10 protein-coding genes are annotated in these 17,342 nt (G+C 63.9%); 2 read left to right on the top strand and 8 right to left on the bottom strand.

Annotation, left to right across the window (positions count from 1 at the left end; translation table 11 throughout):
* Positions 1–115: 115 nt before the first annotated feature.
* From UW3_RS0125615 to UW3_RS0125580, 8 genes are all read right to left on the bottom strand, one after another.
* Entirely contained in the window at positions 116–6,352 is a 6,237-nt protein-coding gene (locus tag UW3_RS0125615) for a hypothetical protein (protein WP_010226882.1), read from the bottom strand.
* A 144-nt stretch (positions 6,353–6,496) separates the two neighbouring features.
* A complete protein-coding gene (locus tag UW3_RS0125610) occupies positions 6,497–7,900 on the bottom strand; it encodes an amino acid permease (protein ID WP_010226880.1) in 1,404 nt (467 codons plus the stop codon).
* A 202-nt stretch (positions 7,901–8,102) separates the two neighbouring features.
* On the bottom strand, positions 8,103–10,358 hold the full coding sequence (locus tag UW3_RS0125605; RefSeq protein WP_010226879.1) for a hybrid sensor histidine kinase/response regulator: 2,256 nt from the start codon (positions 10,356–10,358) through the stop codon (positions 8,103–8,105).
* Positions 10,355–11,128: a substrate-binding periplasmic protein gene (locus UW3_RS0125600; RefSeq protein WP_010226878.1), complete on the bottom strand. Its 774-nt coding sequence runs from the start codon at positions 11,126–11,128 to the stop codon at positions 10,355–10,357. Before UW3_RS0125600 ends, UW3_RS0125605 begins: the two co-directional genes overlap by 4 nt.
* A gap of 4 nt (positions 11,129–11,132) precedes the next feature.
* Positions 11,133–11,849, bottom strand: a complete 717-nt coding sequence (locus UW3_RS0125595; RefSeq protein WP_010226877.1) for a response regulator — start codon at positions 11,847–11,849, stop codon at positions 11,133–11,135.
* A 69-nt stretch (positions 11,850–11,918) separates the two neighbouring features.
* Positions 11,919–12,563 carry a TetR family transcriptional regulator C-terminal domain-containing protein gene (locus UW3_RS0125590; RefSeq protein ID WP_010226876.1) on the bottom strand — a complete coding sequence of 215 codons (645 nt, stop codon included), beginning with the start codon at positions 12,561–12,563 and terminating at the stop codon, positions 11,919–11,921.
* A gap of 124 nt (positions 12,564–12,687) precedes the next feature.
* Positions 12,688–13,443, bottom strand: coding sequence for a class II aldolase/adducin family protein (locus UW3_RS0125585; RefSeq protein WP_010226875.1), 756 nt, complete (start codon positions 13,441–13,443; stop codon positions 12,688–12,690).
* A 75-nt stretch (positions 13,444–13,518) separates the two neighbouring features.
* Positions 13,519–14,556 (bottom strand): ABC transporter substrate-binding protein, encoded by a 1,038-nt coding sequence (locus UW3_RS0125580; RefSeq protein ID WP_010226873.1) that lies wholly within the window; start codon positions 14,554–14,556, stop codon positions 13,519–13,521.
* A gap of 184 nt (positions 14,557–14,740) precedes the next feature.
* On the opposite strand from UW3_RS0125580, the gene UW3_RS0125575 reads away from it, so the two are divergent.
* A complete protein-coding gene (locus UW3_RS0125575; protein ID WP_010226872.1) occupies positions 14,741–16,690 on the top strand; it encodes an oxidoreductase in 1,950 nt (649 codons plus the stop codon).
* Positions 16,691–16,736: 46 nt separating this feature from the next.
* A complete protein-coding gene (locus UW3_RS0125570; RefSeq protein ID WP_010226871.1) occupies positions 16,737–17,342 on the top strand; it encodes a helix-turn-helix domain-containing protein in 606 nt (201 codons plus the stop codon).

The following is a 17,342-nucleotide window of genomic DNA, read 5'->3' as shown; positions in this document are numbered from 1 at the left end:
CGGCCGGTTTTTGATGCAGCGCTACAACTGGCAACGGCCACATCAATTTAACAGCGGGCTGGCGCCCGCTGTGGCCGAGGAAAAACTTAACGCAGTGTCCGGGATTAGTTGACCACTACAAGGTGAACCGGGTAGTTCGGTAAATCAAGGAAGAAGAGACAGGGTTCCCTGCATTAATGAGCCTGAACGTTAAATTAATTGATTCAGCTCTTGAATAAACTACATCGATTGCAACGTAGCCCACTCGGGTACCGGTGGTGTTGCTTACCCCCAGCCTGATAATTACGTCGTTCCCCGGATACCCCACCACCTGCGCGCCCCTGGGAATGCCTACCCTGCACTCTTGATCTGCACCGAAACCTTGCGTCGAATAGGAGATTCGGTTCACGCTTCGCCCATCGGCTCGTGCCCCCGTTGCCACCTGCACCCAGATCCGACCGCCGGGTACAACAGTGGGCGCAATCAAATCTCTAAATTGCATAAGAGCAACTACTGAATTGCCACCATGAGCAGTAACAACTGCGGTTAGGCTGTTGGTGTTGAATTGAGAGCCCACCCATTCACGCCACTCCCCCCGTTGGTCAAGTATTACGTCTTTCTGTATTCCTCCACCTGTAAAGAAACCCTTGCCTATCAGTTGCAAGGTCGCACCTTGCCCCGGTTTGCCCGTCACCAGTAATTGGTTACCCAGTATCGTATGTCCATACGCGGGCCAGACATTAGCTGAGCCTTCAGCGGTCACCCTCAGAGCCACCGGGCTCACTACCCGCATCTCATAAGCAATCACCGGCGCTTCGATGTTTTCCACGCGCAAGTGGATGTTCAAACGCGAACGGTCAGAGAGCTTTTCAAGGTCCGAGCGCGAAATCGGGCGAGTAATGCCGCCCGTCACCTCAGCCGGAGACACCGGATGCGCTACAAGCAGCGGTAGCGTCCAGTCTCCTCCACTTTGACGTTTGCCTTCAAGCGTCACCCAGACCTGCTGACCTGCAACAATCCCCTGCCAGCGATCAATCCTCAAGGTGGCGTTACCGGAGAAGGCGGCCAGTTCCAGCACTTGGCCGCTCGCCTCGAGAATTTTAGGATCGGTCAGGCTGATCTGCACCTGAAGGATCTGGTACTCGCGCACCGGGAACCTGATAGCTTGCGATTCTTCGGCATCCTCACGCAGCGCCACCGCCATCTCCAGAGTGATCCGGCTCTGGTGGGCGAATGCCTGCAAATCGGCCCGGTTCAGCGTAGCGCGTACCCCCAGGTTGACCTCCCCTGCGGACACCCGTTGCCCTTCAGCCAGGACGATAGTCTTGGCATTACCTTGTGCATCGGTTCCACGGCAACGAAACCAGTAACGCTGACGCTCGTTGATCCCATTCCATATCGCCACCGTCGCCAGCGCATCGCCCGGAAAACTCAGCAGATTGAGCGCATCGCCATTGGCCTCCTCGATCCGCGGCCGTGGCGGGTTACTCAGCACCGGGCCGATGCCCAGGTGCAGGAAGTCCGAATAGCGCCGGCGTTGCGCCGGCTCGCTAACATAGTAGCGGATGCGCACCTCGTGCCCCAGGCTGGGCACGATATCCTCCTCGTAGACGGGAAACGCCACATCATCGGCAGTCTGCACCGGGAAGTTGTCGATGATGTCCGCCCCCGCGACCGGACTCAGCCACTCCATCCATACCGTTTGCCCAGGGGCCATACCTTCGTACAGGGGCGCCTCGACGGTAGCCACGACGATGCCGATCGGGTCGAGGGTATCGTTCTCGGCCTCCGGCACGTTCGGGGCGACCAGCTCGGGGGCCGGCTCACCGACCCACAATGGCAACACCTGGGACTCCCGCGGCTCGCTGCTGCCGAAGTACACCCGGTAGAACAGTTCCAGGTTACCGCCCGACAGCGCGGCAATATGCTCGGCTTGCACGATAAGCACGACCGGGTGGTCCACTTGGGACCCGGTCAGGTACCAGTCGCGCATAAAGGCGTAGGCGTGGCCGTTCTCCCGTTTGCCTTGCCAGACCAGGCGGACCTGTTGGCCGGCAAACATGCCCACCCACGGCGGAATGCGCACCACGGCTTGCGGCAATGTGTCGGGCAGGAAGTCTTCCTGGCGCTCGTCGACATCCGGCGGCAGCAACTCGGCCGCCTTGCCCCGCACGCCGACGGCAGTGGTTCGGGATGGAATCTGCTGCCCGTCGCGGGTGACCTTGTAGGAGACATAGGCCAGGCCACCGGCGATCGACTCGGCGATGCTGTTGGGCACCTTGTGGGTAATGGTCCGCGGGGGTGGAATGATGCCCACCGGGTACGCGGGGGAGACATGTGGCGGGATCGCCGCCACGTCTTCGGTGTAACCGCGGAAGGTGAAAACCACCTGATCGCCAACGCGAAAATCCGGCCGATCGGCAATTACCGAGATCTCGACATCGGCGCCCTGCAGCGCCCCCAGGTCGAGGAAACCTTCCTCGTCAATCCCGGCCACCCCTGGCCGTGGCAACAACAGCAGGCTGACTTCGACAAAGGCATAGCTGGGCAACGAGGCGCCATCGGACTCGTTGCCCACCTCGTCTTCCAGCCAGTACAGCACCAGCAGGCGCTCATCATCGCCGCCCGCCTCGATGGTGGCATAGTCGACGAACACCGGTATGGTCTTGCCCACCTCGCCTTCCTGGACGACGTGAGTGACCTTGGCCCCGCCCCAGCTCAAGTTGAGGGTGTCGCCGACTTCCATATAGCGCCAGCGGTTGACATACACCGTGACGCCGTCCTGGGCCATCTCCCAGTCGATCAGGCCGAAGGGCACGTCCGGCGACATCAAGTTGGCATTATGAGGGCTGCCAGGGATTTGATTAGGGCCGCCGGGCAAGGTGACCTTGACCTTGACCCGCAAGCGCGCCGACGCCCGTTTGTTGCCGCTCAGCGGTTCGACCGTGAACCATACCTCGCTGACGCCTTTGGGAATGCGGGCAGCGGGCACGAACAGGGTGACCAGGTTGTTCACTTCCTCGGGCAATACCATGATCGGCAAGGGCGTGGCAGGCACCTCTTCGTCGCCAAAGTGCACGTGAATCTTGTCGCCGGCGGCCATTTGCACGTAAGGCTCGACCAGCACCAGCAACCCCTTGCGGTCAGCTTCCATGGCCCGCACGCCAATGCCGCCATCAAGGCCTGCGGGATGATCGCTGAACTCGCGCATGTGCGGGATGCGCACATGGCTGGTTTCGACGCTGGTGATCTGGTTGACGCGCATGAACCAGGGAATGCCGTCGGCCGCCACCCCCCGGGCCGCATAGCGTGAAGCCAGGCTGGAGAAGTACAGGGTCTTGCTGAAGCGGGTCCAGCTGCCGCCCTGGGGCAGTTGAAAGGTCACCGTCACTTCTTCGGCGACGTTGTCGACCACGTCGAACTGGCAATCACCGGTCAGCTCGGTCAACGGCAGGCTGACCACCTGGCCAGGGTGGCCGACAATCTGTGCGCTGCCGCTCAGTTCAACCTGCACGTAAGTGGCATCGGTGAAGCCGTCGGCCTCAAAACATACGCGGTTGGCGGCGCGGCCGTTGGCCAGCGCACCGCTGGCCGCACGGGCGCGTACGTGTTGATCGTCCTGCTGTTGATCGAACGGGAAGACATCGGTAAAGCGCACCGGCACATGCTGGACCTGGCCGGTGCCGATCGCCGCGCTGACCAGCACCGTCTCGGCATAGCGGTCGCCCAGCCAGGCGGTGAACTCACCCTGGGCATCCAGGGTGAAGTCCAACTGCTGGTTGTCGTTGTCGAATTGCGCCGAGCCATTGACGCTGAGGCTGCCTTGCGCGCCCGGCCGTCCGACCAGGGTCACCGCGCAGGTCTGGGTCGCCAGCGCCCAGTCCTCGGGCAAGGCGGAACGGGCCAGGCCCGAATCGGAGACACCGATGTGCAGTTGCCCCTGGCGCACGGTGTAGGTCCTGACCGGGAAATCCAGCGTCGCAGCGCCGCCGAAGTTGACACTAAGATGCAGCGACAACGCGCTGCCATCGTCGAGCTCGTCGAGAAACTCGCGCGGCAGCGCCACGCTCAGCCCCGCCACCTGCTCTACCGGGCTGTCCACCAACAGCGGCAGCGTGGCATTGGCGCTGCGCACCTCCAGCCACAGCCGCTGGCCCAGGGCAATGAACGGCCAGGCGCTGACGCTGATGTGGGCGTCGCCCTCGAACAGGTCCAGATCCAGTTCGCTGCCGTTAGCCTCATCGATCCTCGGGCGTGGTAAATCATCGGCGCTCGGCGCGCCGATTTGCACGGTTTGCCTGGGCGACTCGAGCGCCGCCAGTTCATTGCGCAGCACCTCATAGTAAAACTGCACCGCGCCGTTGAAGTTCGCCGCCACCGCCGCCGCCGGCACGCTGATGGTGATGCTGCCGGTATCACTGCCCGGGCGCTCAGGCAGTACCGGTGAGCCAGCGCCCGCAGCGCCTTTCCAGATCAAGACAATCCGATCACTGGCGCGCATGCCCGGGTAGCTGATCAGCACCTGGGCGCCGTGCAGCCCGAGCATCGGGTCGTAGCTACCGTTCTGCGCGCCCGTCAGTTGCGCCAGTTGCGGCACCGGGGCGACGGAGCGCAACACCAGCGCCCGCTCCTGGGACGGCAACGGCCGGCCGCCCAACGCCGGCTCGACCTCGTAGCTCATCAACACCGTGCTACCCAGGCCGGCGTTGGCGATGGCCTGGGGTACCCGGAACGCTGGCAGCGCGCCGCTGCTGTCGACCGTTTTGGCTTCGCTGTAGCTGCTCTCCGGTCCGGCGCCTTGCCAGCTGAACGTGACCTTGTCGCCTATGTGTTTGCCCGAGTAATTGACTGTCACCTGCACCCCAAGCGGGTAGAAATGCGGGTCCAGCTCATTGACCGGCTCGTCCACCTCCGGCGCCGGCAACAGTCCGGCGGCGCTGACACGCAGCTCCAGCGGGTCCGATTGCCGAAAGCCGACACTGCGCGTGCTGAGCATGCGCACCTGGTAGTAGACCTTGAGCGTACCCGACTCCAGCAGGCGGATGTGTTCCGTGCCGACATTGATCGCCAGCTCGCGGTCCCCTGCCCCTTCCGAGGCGGTCACCACACGCCTGACTTCATGCAGGGTCGGCCTGCCGCCAAGTTGGGTGCCCTGCCACACCAGGGTAATCTGGTGGCCCGCCGTGCGCCCCTGGTACTTGGGGATCATCACCGAAGCCCGGGCAATATCGTAGGCCAGTACGCCCTCCTCCGCCTGCGCCACTCTCGGCACAGTCAACGCCTTGGGCTGCCCTTTGAAACCGATGCTCAGGCGCTGCGAGTGCTGCTCGCCGCCAGCCTTCACCAGCCTGTAGCCCACGACCGCCAGGCCACTGGCCAGGGCCCAGGCTTTGTCATTGGCAATGGTGAACGTCAGGGTCTGCGGCAAGCTCCCGCGGAGGGTCTGGTCCAGGTCGATATGGGTCGGCAGGCCCGAATCGATGTAGCCGGTAAAGCGCAACCTGACCGTGTCGCCGATGGCGAACGTCGGCGCGCTGGCCTGCACATGAATCTGCAAGTCGTCGCTGCCCAGCACCTCGAGGTTGATATAGCCCTCGTTATCGAGCCCCGTGACCGAAACGGCCGGCAACTGCGCATGGCCGGTGTCGACCACCACCGACACATGCGGAGCCCAGGTCTGGCTGGTGTTGTGGACAATATCGTGCACTTCCCAGGTCACCACCAGGTTGGGGCTGTCACCGGCCTGGCGAATGACACTGCCGGGCACCGTGAACACCACCGGCTGGTTGAGGTCGGCCTCGACCAGGGTATAGCTCAGCATCACCCCGCCCCAGCTCAGGCGGATCACATCGCCAACGGCGCGGTGCTCGTAGAAATAGACCTGCACCTGGACGCCGTTCTCCAGGTGTTCAGCGGTCACCGGATTGACACCGACATCTGCCGCGACCAGGCCCTGGTGCCCGGGCTCGGAACCGCCCGGGCGGTCCAGCTTGACCAGGACCGAGAGGTCGCGTGACGCCGCGTATTCAATGTTGTTGCGGCTGAAGCGGTAATGCAGCACATGAGCACCCGGGGTGAACAGCTCGCTGGGCACGTGCACGTGCAAGGGCCGGCCAAGATCAACGCCTTCGAGTACCAGCGGCGTAACCACCGGAGTGCTGCCGGCGCCCATGTACACCCGCAGTTCGTCACCGGCACGCACATCGGTGAAAGGCGGCACGGTCGCCAGCACACCTCGCGCGTCGGTGCTCAGGGTATGCAGGTTGACGCCCGCGTCATAGTCACTGACCGGCGCGACCGAGGCGAACAGGGACAGTGCCGGCAGCTCGCTGGTGGTCGTGGATTCGATGGTATCGGTTTGCAAGTCATTCATGGCAGACAGCCTCGGTGCGGGGAAACAACGTTTCGGCCCTGCGTGCATACCGCCATGAAAAAGGGCCGCCCTGGTTAAAGTCGCCCCTGATTCAATACCTCGTTATCGAGGCCAACAACTGACAAAAATGCTAGGTGGCCGGGTTTACACCGACGGCGCCAACACCCCCTGGCGCTTGCGGTGAATGATGAAGTACGCCGCGTAACACACTGCGATGAAACCAAAACCCCAATACAGCGACGGCCGCTGGGTCTCATCCAGCGCCAGGAACACGAACAGCGAACTGCACAGGGCAATGCACACCAGCGGCACCAGCGGGAACAGCGGCGCGCGGTACTTGAGGTCGGCAAGCTTGCCGCCGCCCTGCTGGTAGGCGCGGCGGAACTTGTACTGGGCCAGGGCAATGACGATCCAGGTCACGGTACCGGACATGCCGCTCACCGCCATCAGCACCATGAACAAGGTATCGGCGGCGACGAAACTGGTCATCAGCGACACCAGGGCAAAGCACAGGGTGATGCTCAGCGCTCGCAACGGCACGCCGCGCTTGCTCAAGGGCGACAGGCTTTTCGGCGCCATGCCGGTCTTGGACATGGCCCAGAGAATGCGCGTGGAGGCATACAGGCCGGAGTTGCCCACCGACAGAATCGCGGTAAGGATGACGAAGTTCATCAGGTCCGCCGCGTAGGGAATGCCGACCATGTCGAACACCTGCACAAACGGGCTCTCCATCAGGCCGGCCTGTTGCCACGGCACAATCGCCGAGAGCACGACGATGGCCAGCACATAGAAGATCAGCACGCGAAACACCACGTTGCGCACCGCGCGCGGGATGCTCTTTTCCGGCTGGTCGGTTTCACCGGCGGCCACGCCCATGATCTCGCAGCCCTGGAAGGCATAGACCACGGTCATCATCACCGCGAACACCGCCGACAGGCCATTGGGGAACATCGAGTCGCCGATCAGGTTGTTCATCATCGGCGCCGGCTCGCCGCTGGTCAGCGGGATGGCGCCGAAGATCACCAGCACGCCAACGATGATAAAGCCGAGGATCGCCGCCACCTTGATCCCCGAGAACCAGTACTCGGCTTCACCAAAGGCGCGGGTGGCCAGGGCATTGAGGCCGAACAGCACCACCACGAACAGCGCCGACCAGTACCAGATCGGTACCTCCGGGAACCAGCGCACCATCAGCATGCCGGCGGCGGTGAACTCCAGGCCCACGGTGGTCGCCCAGCTCATCCAGTACACCCAGCCGATCATGAAGCCGGTGGCCGGGCCGATGAATTTGGTGGCGTGGGCCTGGAACGAGCCGGACACCGGCATCTGCACCGACAGTTCGCCCAGGCAGACCATCACCAGGTACATCAGCAAACCCGCCACCAGGTAGGCGAGGATCGCGCCCATGGGCCCGCCCTGGTTGATGGTCACCCCCGAGCCCATGAACAGCCCGGTGCCGATCACCCCGCCCAGCGACAGCATGAAGATATGCCGGCTTTTCAGCGCACGGGTGAGGTGGATGCCTTTACGTTCGGTAGAGTCAGTCATGTCGGCACCTCAACAGTGGTTGAAGCGCGGAAGGGACAGGCGGTGGTGCGGGGACGGCTGAGCTTTACGGCAGTTCATTATTATTATCTCCAATAAGCTTCGAAGACCGCGGGCAGCGGTTGCCGTCGATTATTGGAAAGCGATGTAAGGTGGCGTTGTACCTGAAGATCGAAGATGTAAAAAGTCGTAAGTTTTTTGTACGTCAGCACTGGATCAGCTGTTTCAGGGTCTCGCCAGCCAGGCGTATCTGCTCGGCCAAGGGTACTTGCAGGGCGTTCAGGGCCGCCTGGTGCTTACCCAGCGCTGCTTCTTCCAGCGCGCGCAGTACCGTCGCCAGTCCGCGAAAACCCAGGGAATCGCTGCTGCCGGCAAGGCGATGGGCCAGGTGCGCGACCTCGGTGCAGTCGCCGGCCTTGAGCGCTTCGGCCAGCGCGCTCTGGTGCTGTTCGATGTCATCGCGCAAAACTGTTAGCAAGCCCTGGAGCTTTTGCTCACCGAGCAGGCTGCGATGGGTATCGAGCAGCGCCCAGTCCATGCCCTGCCCGGCCGCTGCGGCCTCGATCACCTGCCCCTGTTGCGCCAAAGCCTGGCGCAAGCTGTCGAGCTTCAGCGGCTTGGCGAGGATGCCCTGCATGCCGGCCGTAAGGAATCCGCGCACCAGCGCCGGCTGCACGCTGGCGGTCAGCGCCAGGATCCGGCAAGCGCGGTTCGGCCCAGAGGTGCGGCGGATCTGCCGGCACAGCTCGACGCCACTGATACCCGGCAGGTGCACATCGAGCAGGATCAGGTCGAAGCGCCGCTGGGCACAGAGCTCCAGCGCCTGTTCACCGTCCTCGGCCATCCACAGGCGGTGCCCGTCGCGCTGCAGCAGGCCGCGCACCACCTCGCGGTTGAGCTCGACGTCTTCGACCACAAGAATATCCAGGGCCTGGATCGCTGCTGCCGGCAGCAGCGCCGGCGCCTCGGCCGCCGCCGCTTGCAGCTCCAGCTCGAACCAGAAACAACTGCCCTGCCCCTCGACACTTTCAAGGCCGATGCGCCCGCCGAGCAGTTCCACCAGGTGCTTGCAGATCGCCAGGCCCAGGCCGGTGCCGCCATAGCGGCGGGCCACAGCGTCGCTGGCCTGGACGAAACGCTCGAAAATCCGCCCTTGCACCGCCGGGGCGATGCCGATGCCGTTGTCGCTAACACTGATCCGCAACTGCTGCAGGCCCTGCTCCTGGCCCAGCACCTGGACCTCGACACTCACCTCACCGGCCTCGGTGAACTTGATGGCATTGGCCAGCAGGTTGCTGAGCACCTGGCGCAGGAACTGTTCGGCGCCGTGTTGACGTGGCGCCAACTGCGTATCGATACGACAGCACAACACCGTGTCGTTGCTCAGGGCCCGCGGTTCGAGCAGGGTCATGACCTCGTCGCACAGTTGGCGCAGGGAGAAATCCACCGCTTCCGGGTGGCTTTCGCCCTCCTCCAGGCGGGCAAAGTACAGCACTTCGTTGAGGATGCTCAGCAAGCCTTCGCCGGCCTTGTACAGGGCATCCAGGCGCTTGCTGTCGCGGGCGTCCAGATCCGCTTCACGGAGCAATTCGGCCATCCCCAGGATGCCATTGAGCGGGGTGCGCAGTTCATGGCTCATGGTCGCCAGAAAGCGCGATTTGGCCAGGTTCGCCGCTTCGGCATCCTCCTTGGCGCGCATCAGGCTGGCAGTGCGCCGCTCGACCATCTTTTGCAGTTCGTCGCGCTTGCCTTGCAAGGCCAGGCGGTCGACTTCGCGGCGGTCGATGTCGCTGAGAATATTCCTGCGCATGTCGTCCAGGGCGTGGGCCACGGTGTCGATTTCGTCTTCGCGGCTTGAGCGGCGCTTGTCCAGGCGCAGCGGCACCTGCCAGTCGCCTGCACCAATACGCCGGGCGAACTCGGCCATCACTTGCAGGTGGCGGGTGACCAGGCGGTAAAACAAGCCCGACAACGCCACCGCCAGGCCGCAGAGGAACACGCTCATCCACAGCAGGCTGGTCAGCCCGGTGGCGAACAGGCGCCGGTGCACCGCCCCCAGGTCGATGCTGATCTCCAGCTCACCCAGGTGGCGCAACGGTCCTGAAGGCGGTTGATAGTCCAGTGCGAAACGCTCGATGCGCAGCGGCCCTTGTGGCGTCGCTTCGCCCTGCAGCAAGTCGAAGTCGGCACTGTTCAGGCGCACCCGCGCCACATCGGAGAAGTCCACCAGGCCGCGCAACTGCACGTTCAACTGCTCCTGGTTGAGGTCCCAGAGGCTGCGTTCAAGGCTTGCCAGGTAGCCGGCGCGAATCAACGCCATGCGCGCGTCGATGTCGCGCATCTCGCGGCGGTACTCGAAATACAACTGCACGGTGCTGGCCAGCACGGTAAAGCACAAGCTGAACAACAGGATGAACAGCAACAGGCGTCGCAGCAGGCCACCGGGTTGCAGGCGCATCATTTGGCGTCTGCCGGCAGGTTGACCATGTCGCGGTAGATGACTTCGCTCTGCTCCAGCCAGCGCTGGATCTCGCCGTTGTCGCGCATGCGCTGCAGTTGCTCGTCGATCTGCGCCATGTGCTGGCTCAAGGGTGAATGCCGCGAAACCGCCACCCGCAGATAGTCAACGCTCAGCGCGGTGGGCAAGGCCTGGATATCCTCGGCGCCGGGCAAATGCTCGACGAACAGCTGGCCGGTGCGCCGCTCCTGGATGACGAAGTCGATACGCCCGCGAATCAGCTTGCCGAAGTTCTGCTGGCTGTCGGAGACCCACTCGATGTTCTGGTGGCGTGCCACGAAGCGGTCGAAATCCGCGCCGTAGCTTTCACCGAACAACAGCCCACCGCGGTAGCTGGCCAGGTCTTCAAGGCGCTCGAAGGTCACCGGCCGCTGGCGATTGAAAAACACCGCCACTTCCTCACGCAGCACCGGCACCGTGGAAAAGCGCATGCCCTGGTCGCGTTGATCGCTGTTGTAGGCCAGCACCACATCCACCCGGCCGGCGGCAGCGTCGAGCAGGCAGCGCTTCCAGTTGCCCAGCACGACGATCTCCACCTCATAGCCCAGGCGCGCGAACAACTGGCGCACCACGGTCGGCGCCAGGCCGCGCACCTGCTTGCCGTCGCTCCAGGAAATCGGCGGGTACACCGGGTAGTCGCAATAGCGGATGCGCTCGGCCGCCTGGACCTGGGCGCCGGGCATCAGCATGGCGAGCCAGAGCAGCCGCCACATGTGATCAGGCCGCCACGCTGGCAGTAAACAGATAACCGGCGCCGTGAATGGTGATGATCAGCTGCGGTTCGGCCGGATCGTCATGCAGCTTGCGCCGCAAGCGGCCGACCAGCACGTCGATGGAGCGGTCGTTGGGCACCCACTCGCGGTTGCGGATCTGGTCCATCAGCTGGTCGCGGCTCAGGGTATGGCCGCTGTTGCGCAGGAACACACTGAGCAGCTGGAATTCGCCGTGGGTCAGCAGGGTTTCGCCACCTTGCGCATCGATCAGGCGGCGGCGGTCGGTGTCCAGGGCCCAGTCGGCGAATTGCTTGAGCGGGTGATTGCCGGCGCTGGGCGGCTTGCCGGCCTGGGCATGGCGGACCCGGCGCACCAGGTTCTTGGCCCGCGACACCAGTTCGCGCGGGTTCAGCGGTTTGATCACGTAGTCGTCGGCGCCGCATTCCAGGCCAACGATACGGTCGATGTCGTCATTACGGCCGGTGATGAGGATGATGCCGACCTCCGAGCGCACCCGCAGTTCGCGGGTCAGGGTCAGGCCGTCCTTGCCCGGCAGGCGGATGTCGAGCATGACCAGGTCGACGGCCTGCTCGGCGAGCACATGCTCGGCCTGCTCCGCGGTGGCGGCGCAGTGCACGTCGTAGCCTTCCTGGGACAGGTAGGCGTGCAGCAAGTCGCGAATAAGCGGATCGTCATCGACGACCAGTACCCGAGGCGTCATTGCGTGTTGTCTCTTATAGGAATTGTTGTATGACTCACGACAGCAGCGTACCCATTACTGAACGACCGATCAACAGCCCTCGGTCAGGGTGAAGCGCCGGCGGCCACCGGCCTGCAGGCCATCAACCCAGGCCTCGCAGATCTGCACGCCCTGCTCCGGGGTGAAGGTGCCCGGGTTGAGCCCGGATTCCAGCCACAGGCCGTCGAGCAAGGCGCTCAGGCTGATGGCTGCCAGGTCGGCGTTGAAGGCCTGCCAGCCCTCCTCCTTGGCCAGGTCCGCCAGCAGCCGGCCCAGTTCGTTGCGGTATTCGCCGTAGGAGTGATCGTGCACCTGGTTGATCGCTTCGGCGGTTTTCACTGCGCCCCAGAACGCCAGCCAAGCATCGAGCAGCTGCGGGTCGAGCAATTCGGCGCAGAACGAGGCGCGAAAAAACGCCGACAGCCGCTCGCGGGCATTGGGCGCGGCTTGGGCCATGGCTTCGCGGATCAGGCCCATGACCCGGCCGGTGACTGCCATGTAGGCCTCGGCCACCAGTTCGTCCTTGCCTGAATAGTGGTGGCTGATCAGCCCCACCGAGACCCCGGCCTCGGCGGAGATCTTGCGGATCGAGGCGCCCTGGAAGCCGTGCCGCTTCAAACACACCAGGGTCGCTTCGACCAGGTTGGCCTTGCGCAACTCCGGGACCATACGGCTGTAACGGGCTTCCTGGCTCATTGGCGGTTCTCTTCGGGTGGGAGACTTTTCGCGGGGCAAGCCCGCTCCCACAGGGGGATGGGCAATTCCGGTGGGAGCGGGCTTGCCCCGCGATGCTGTTGAACAACTGTACAACAAGTCCCGATCAGTCGCGATAGCCCGGCGCCACCCGATCGAGCAGGCGCAGCAACGCCGACCAGGCCAGTTGCATGCCATCCGGGTCACTCAGCTCACCTTCCTTCAAGGCCCGCGCTGGCTCGTTGAACTGGCGTTCGGTGTGGGCGCAAACCTCTTCCGTCGGCAACACCAGCTCGCCGGCAGCCATCGCCGTCAGCTGGATCTCGCAGGCTTTTTCCAGGTAATACATGCGCAGGAACGCCTCGCTGACACTGCGCCCGACGCTGAGCAAGCCATGGTTGCGCAAAATCAGCACCGCCTTGTCACCCAGGTCATCGACCAGGCGCGCTTGCTCGGCCATGTCCAGGGCGATGCCTTCGTAATCGTGGTAGGCAACCTTGCCATGGAACTCCATGGAAATCTGGTTCACCGGCAACAACCCGCACTTGAGCGCCGCCACCGCGCAACCGGCCTTGGTGTGGGTGTGCAGCACGCACTGGGCATCCTCGCGGGCGCCATGAATGGCACTGTGAATAACGAAACCGGCCGGGTTGACCGGGTACGGCGACGCCTGCACCGCGTTGCCCTCAAGGTCGATCTTGACCAGGTTGGAGGCGGTGATTTCATCGAACATCAAGCCGTAGGGGTTGATCAGAAAATGATGCTCGGGGCCGGGAATGCGCACCGAGATATGGGTGAAGATCAGGTCGGTCATGCGAAAGTGCGCGATCAACCGGTAGCAGGCGGCCAGCTCCTGGCGCAGGTGGATTTCGGTCTCGGTCATTATTGTTGTCCTCAGGCGAAAGGCTGGCCAGACAATAGGGCTGGACATCGTGCGATGTCCAGCCTCGGCGAGGGTTCAGCGGCTGGCCCAGGCGTTGAAGCGCTCTTCCAGTTCATCGCCATGATCGACCCAGAACTCGACGTTCATCGACAGCGCGCCTTCAAGGTTCTGCCTGGAGGTCGGCACCCAGCTGGCCAGCTGCGGATCAAGCTCGGCGGCGGCCTGGATGTTGGTCGGCCCGTAAGGAATCTCCTTCACATAGCGCACCTGGGTGTCGGGCTGGTTGGCGAAGGCGATCAGGCGCTTGGCCTGGTCGACATGCCTGGAGCCCTTGATGATCGCCCAGTAATCCATGCCGTATAGGCTGCCCGGCCACACCAGGGCCAACGGGCTGCCCTGTTGAGCGGCGACGGCGACCCGGCCGCTGTAGGTCGAGGTCATCACCACATCGCCGGCGCTCAGCCACTGCGCCGGTTGCGCGCCGGCTTCCCACCACTGGATATAGGGCTTGAGCTCGCTGAGCTTGTTGAAGGCGCGGTCGACGCCCTCGGGGGTGGCCAGGACCTTGTACACGTCCTCGACCTTGACCCCGTCGGCCATCAGCGCGAACTCCAGGTTGTACACCGCCCGCTTGCGCAGGCCGCGTTTGCCGGGGATTTTTTTCACGTCCCAGAAATCCGCCCATGAGGTCGGTGCCTGGGCCAGCTTGTTGCGGTCGTAGGCGATCGCCACGCTCCACACCAGCACCGCCGAGCCGCATTCCTGAGCGGCATCGGGGATCAACTGCTCGGCACGCCCGAGCCGGGTCCAGTCGAGGCGCTCGTACATGCCCTCGTCGCAGCCGCGCATCAGGTCCGGGCCTTCGATCTGCACCAGGTCCCAGTCGACGTTGCCGGTATCGACCATGACCTTGATCCGGGCCATTTCGCCGTTGTACTCGCTCTGGATCAACGTGCTGCCGTCCTGGGCACTGAACGGCTTGAAGATCGCCGCATCCTGGGCTTTCTGGCCGGCGCCGCCGTAGGCGACCACGACCATGTCCGGTGCTGCCTGGACGGCGCCGACAGCAAGGGCGAACAACCAGGGAGAGCGCTTGAGCAGGTTCGATTTCATCAATGGTTCCTCTTGCCGGTACCACGTGATGCGTGGCCCGTTTTCTTGTTGTTGTGAGGTGTGCCCCAGGACCCGGGGGTGATTGCAAACTAGTCAAAGGCCAGTAAAAAAACAAGTTGATTTTTTACTGTCGGTACACTTCTATAGAAAAATAATAACAACACCCCGCTGGAGCCTGACCCGCATGTCGACCTTCACGCACCTGTTCGAACCGCTGCAAATCCGGGGCAAACGCCTGAAGAACCGCATCATGTCCAGCGGCCACGACACCTCGATGCCCACCGACAACCTGGTCAACGAGCGCCTGATCGCCTACCACCAGGCCCGCGCCGCCGGGGGCGTCGGCCTGATCGTGCTGCAGGTGGCCGGGGTGCACGACAGCGCCCGCTACACCTCCCACGTGCTGATGGCCACCGACGACGCCTGTATCGAGGGTTACCGCCAGCTGGCCGAGACCTGCCATGCCCATGGCACCGTGGTGCTGTCGCAGATCTTTCACCCGGGGCGGGAAATCATGGAATCCAGCGATGGCCTGCTGGCGGTGGCCTACTCGGCGTCGGCAGTGCCCAACGAGCGTTTTCGGGTGATGCCGCGGGCGCTCGACCAGAGCATGATCGACGAGATCGTCGCCGGTTACGCCGCCGCGGCCCGGCGCCTGCACCAGGCCGGCATCGACGGTGTCGAGGTGGTTGCCAGCCACGGTTACCTGCCGGCGCAGTTCATCAACCCACGGGTCAACCGCCGCAGCGATGGCTACAACGGTGAGTTGCAGCAACGGCTGCGGTTTGTCCGCGAAGTGATCGCCGCGGTACGTGCGGCAACGGCAGACGATTTCATCATCGGCCTGCGCATCAGCGCCGATGAGCGCGATGCCGAGGGCCTGACCGAGGACGAATCGCTGGCGGCGGTAAAAATGCTGCAGTCCGATCTGGACTATGTGCACATCGTCGCCGGCACCTCGGCGTCGCTCGGTGGTGCGGTGCACATCGTCCCGCCCATGGCCATCGAGGCGGCCTATCTGGCGCGAGAGGCCGGGACTTTCAAGGCACAGCTGAACATTCCGCTGTTCGTTACCGGGCGCATCAACCAGCCGCAGGAAGCGGAGCTGATCCTCGCCCGTGGCCAGGCCGATGTCTGCGGCATGACCCGCGCGCTGATTTGCGACCCGCAGATGCCCAACAAGACCTGCAGCGAACGCGTCGAAGACGTGCGCGCCTGCATCGCTTGCAACCAGGCCTGCATCGGTCATTTTCACAAGGGCCTGCCGATCTCGTGCATCCAGCATCCGGAAACCGGGCGCGAGCAGCAGTTCGGCACCCAGCAGGCAGCGACTACACGCAAGCGGGTGATGATCGCCGGTGGCGGCCCGGCCGGCATGAAGGCCGCGGCGGTGGCCGCAGCCCGTGGCCATGACGTCACTTTGTATGAAGCCAGCGCCCAGCTCGGCGGCCAGGTGCTGCTCGCGCAACTGCTGCCGCGCCGGGCCGAGTTCGGCGGCGCCAGCACCAACCTGCAGCGCGAGATGCACCTGGCCGGGGTCAAGGTGGTGCGCAACACGCGCGTGGATCGCGCCCTGGTCGAGCGCGAGCAGCCTGACCTGGTGATCGTCGCCACCGGTGCCGAACCTTACTGGCCGGCCTTCGAGCGCGGCGGCGACCTGCAGGTGGTCGATGCCTGGCAGATCCTGCGTGGCGAGGCCAAGCCCGGGCGCTCGGTGCTGGTGGTCGACTGGCGCTGCGACTGGATCGGCCCGGGCATCGCCGAGCGCCTGGTGCGTGAAGGCCACCAGGTGCAACTGGCGGTCAACGGCACCCACTGCGGCGAAAGCCTGCCGCTGTACGTACGCGACCAGATGGCTGGCGAACTGCACAAGCTGGGCATCCCGATCACCCCCTATGCACGCCTGTACGGCTGCGACGACAACACCGTGTACCTGCAACACACCGCCAGCGGCGAGCCGATGATCTTTGAAGACATCGACACCCTGGTGCTGTGCCAGGGCCATCAGCCGGTCGATACCCTGGCGGCGCAACTGCACGGCCTGGTCGAGGTAAAACGCATCGGCGACTGCCTGGCCCCGCGCACGGTTGAAGAAGCCGTCTACGACGGTTTGAAGGTCGCCTGGAGCCTGTAAGGCTGTTTATACTCCGGGGCTTTGACAGTGCGGTTCGGAGCACGCCATGAGCAACAGCAGCAAGACGCCGCCCGCCGCCAGCCAGGAAGGTGCCAGCGCCCCGCATTTTCTCGGCACCCGCATCCGCGGCCTGCGCAAGCGCCGCGGCATGACCCTGGCCGAGCTTGCCGAACAGAGCGAGCTCACCGCCGGCTACATCAGCCAGCTGGAGCGCAACCTCTCCTACCCGTCGATCCCGGCGCTGTTCAACATCGCCCGCAGCCTGGGCGTGACCATCCAGTGGTTCTTCGCCAGCGAAGCCAGCACCGCCCCGGAAGACAACGGTTACGTGGTACGCAAGAACAGCCGCCTGAGCGTGCATTACGAAGACGGCATCGTCGACCAGTTGCTCACCCCGCAACCCAACCGCCAACTAGAGATTCTTCACTCGCGCTTCCCACCGGGCACCTACAGCCAGCAAAGCTATAGCCATGATGGCGAAGAAGCCGGCTACCTGCTGTCCGGCAGTTTCGAGCTGTGGGTCGGCGAGCGGCATTTTCAGCTGAGCGAAGGCGACAGCTTCAGTTTTTCCAGCCAGGAGCCGCACCGTTACGGCAACCCTGGCGAGGTGGATGCGGTGGTGATCTGGGTGATCACCCCGCCGACGTTCTGA

Origin of the sequence: Pseudomonas donghuensis (assembly GCF_000259195.1) — a bacterium.
GTDB lineage: Bacteria > Pseudomonadota > Gammaproteobacteria > Pseudomonadales > Pseudomonadaceae > Aquipseudomonas > Aquipseudomonas donghuensis.
This window is presented reverse-complemented; position numbering and strand designations above follow the sequence as displayed.

Excerpts from the sequence above, each read along its gene's own strand:
- UW3_RS0125585 (WP_010226875.1), bottom strand. The coding sequence starts at position 13,443 with ATGACCGAGACCGAAATCCACCTGCGCCAGGAGCTGGCCGCCTGCTAC.
- UW3_RS0125595 (WP_010226877.1), bottom strand. The coding sequence starts at position 11,849 with ATGACGCCTCGGGTACTGGTCGTCGATGACGATCCGCTTATTCGCGAC.
- UW3_RS0125580 (WP_010226873.1), bottom strand. The coding sequence starts at position 14,556 with ATGAAATCGAACCTGCTCAAGCGCTCTCCCTGGTTGTTCGCCCTTGCT.
- UW3_RS0125590 (WP_010226876.1), bottom strand. The coding sequence starts at position 12,563 with ATGAGCCAGGAAGCCCGTTACAGCCGTATGGTCCCGGAGTTGCGCAAG.
- UW3_RS0125570 (WP_010226871.1), top strand. The coding sequence starts at position 16,737 with ATGAGCAACAGCAGCAAGACGCCGCCCGCCGCCAGCCAGGAAGGTGCC.
- UW3_RS0125605 (WP_010226879.1), bottom strand. The coding sequence starts at position 10,358 with ATGATGCGCCTGCAACCCGGTGGCCTGCTGCGACGCCTGTTGCTGTTC.
- UW3_RS0125615 (WP_010226882.1), bottom strand. The coding sequence starts at position 6,352 with ATGAATGACTTGCAAACCGATACCATCGAATCCACGACCACCAGCGAG.
- UW3_RS0125610 (WP_010226880.1), bottom strand. The coding sequence starts at position 7,900 with ATGACTGACTCTACCGAACGTAAAGGCATCCACCTCACCCGTGCGCTG.
- UW3_RS0125600 (WP_010226878.1), bottom strand. The coding sequence starts at position 11,128 with ATGTGGCGGCTGCTCTGGCTCGCCATGCTGATGCCCGGCGCCCAGGTC.
- UW3_RS0125575 (WP_010226872.1), top strand. The coding sequence starts at position 14,741 with ATGTCGACCTTCACGCACCTGTTCGAACCGCTGCAAATCCGGGGCAAA.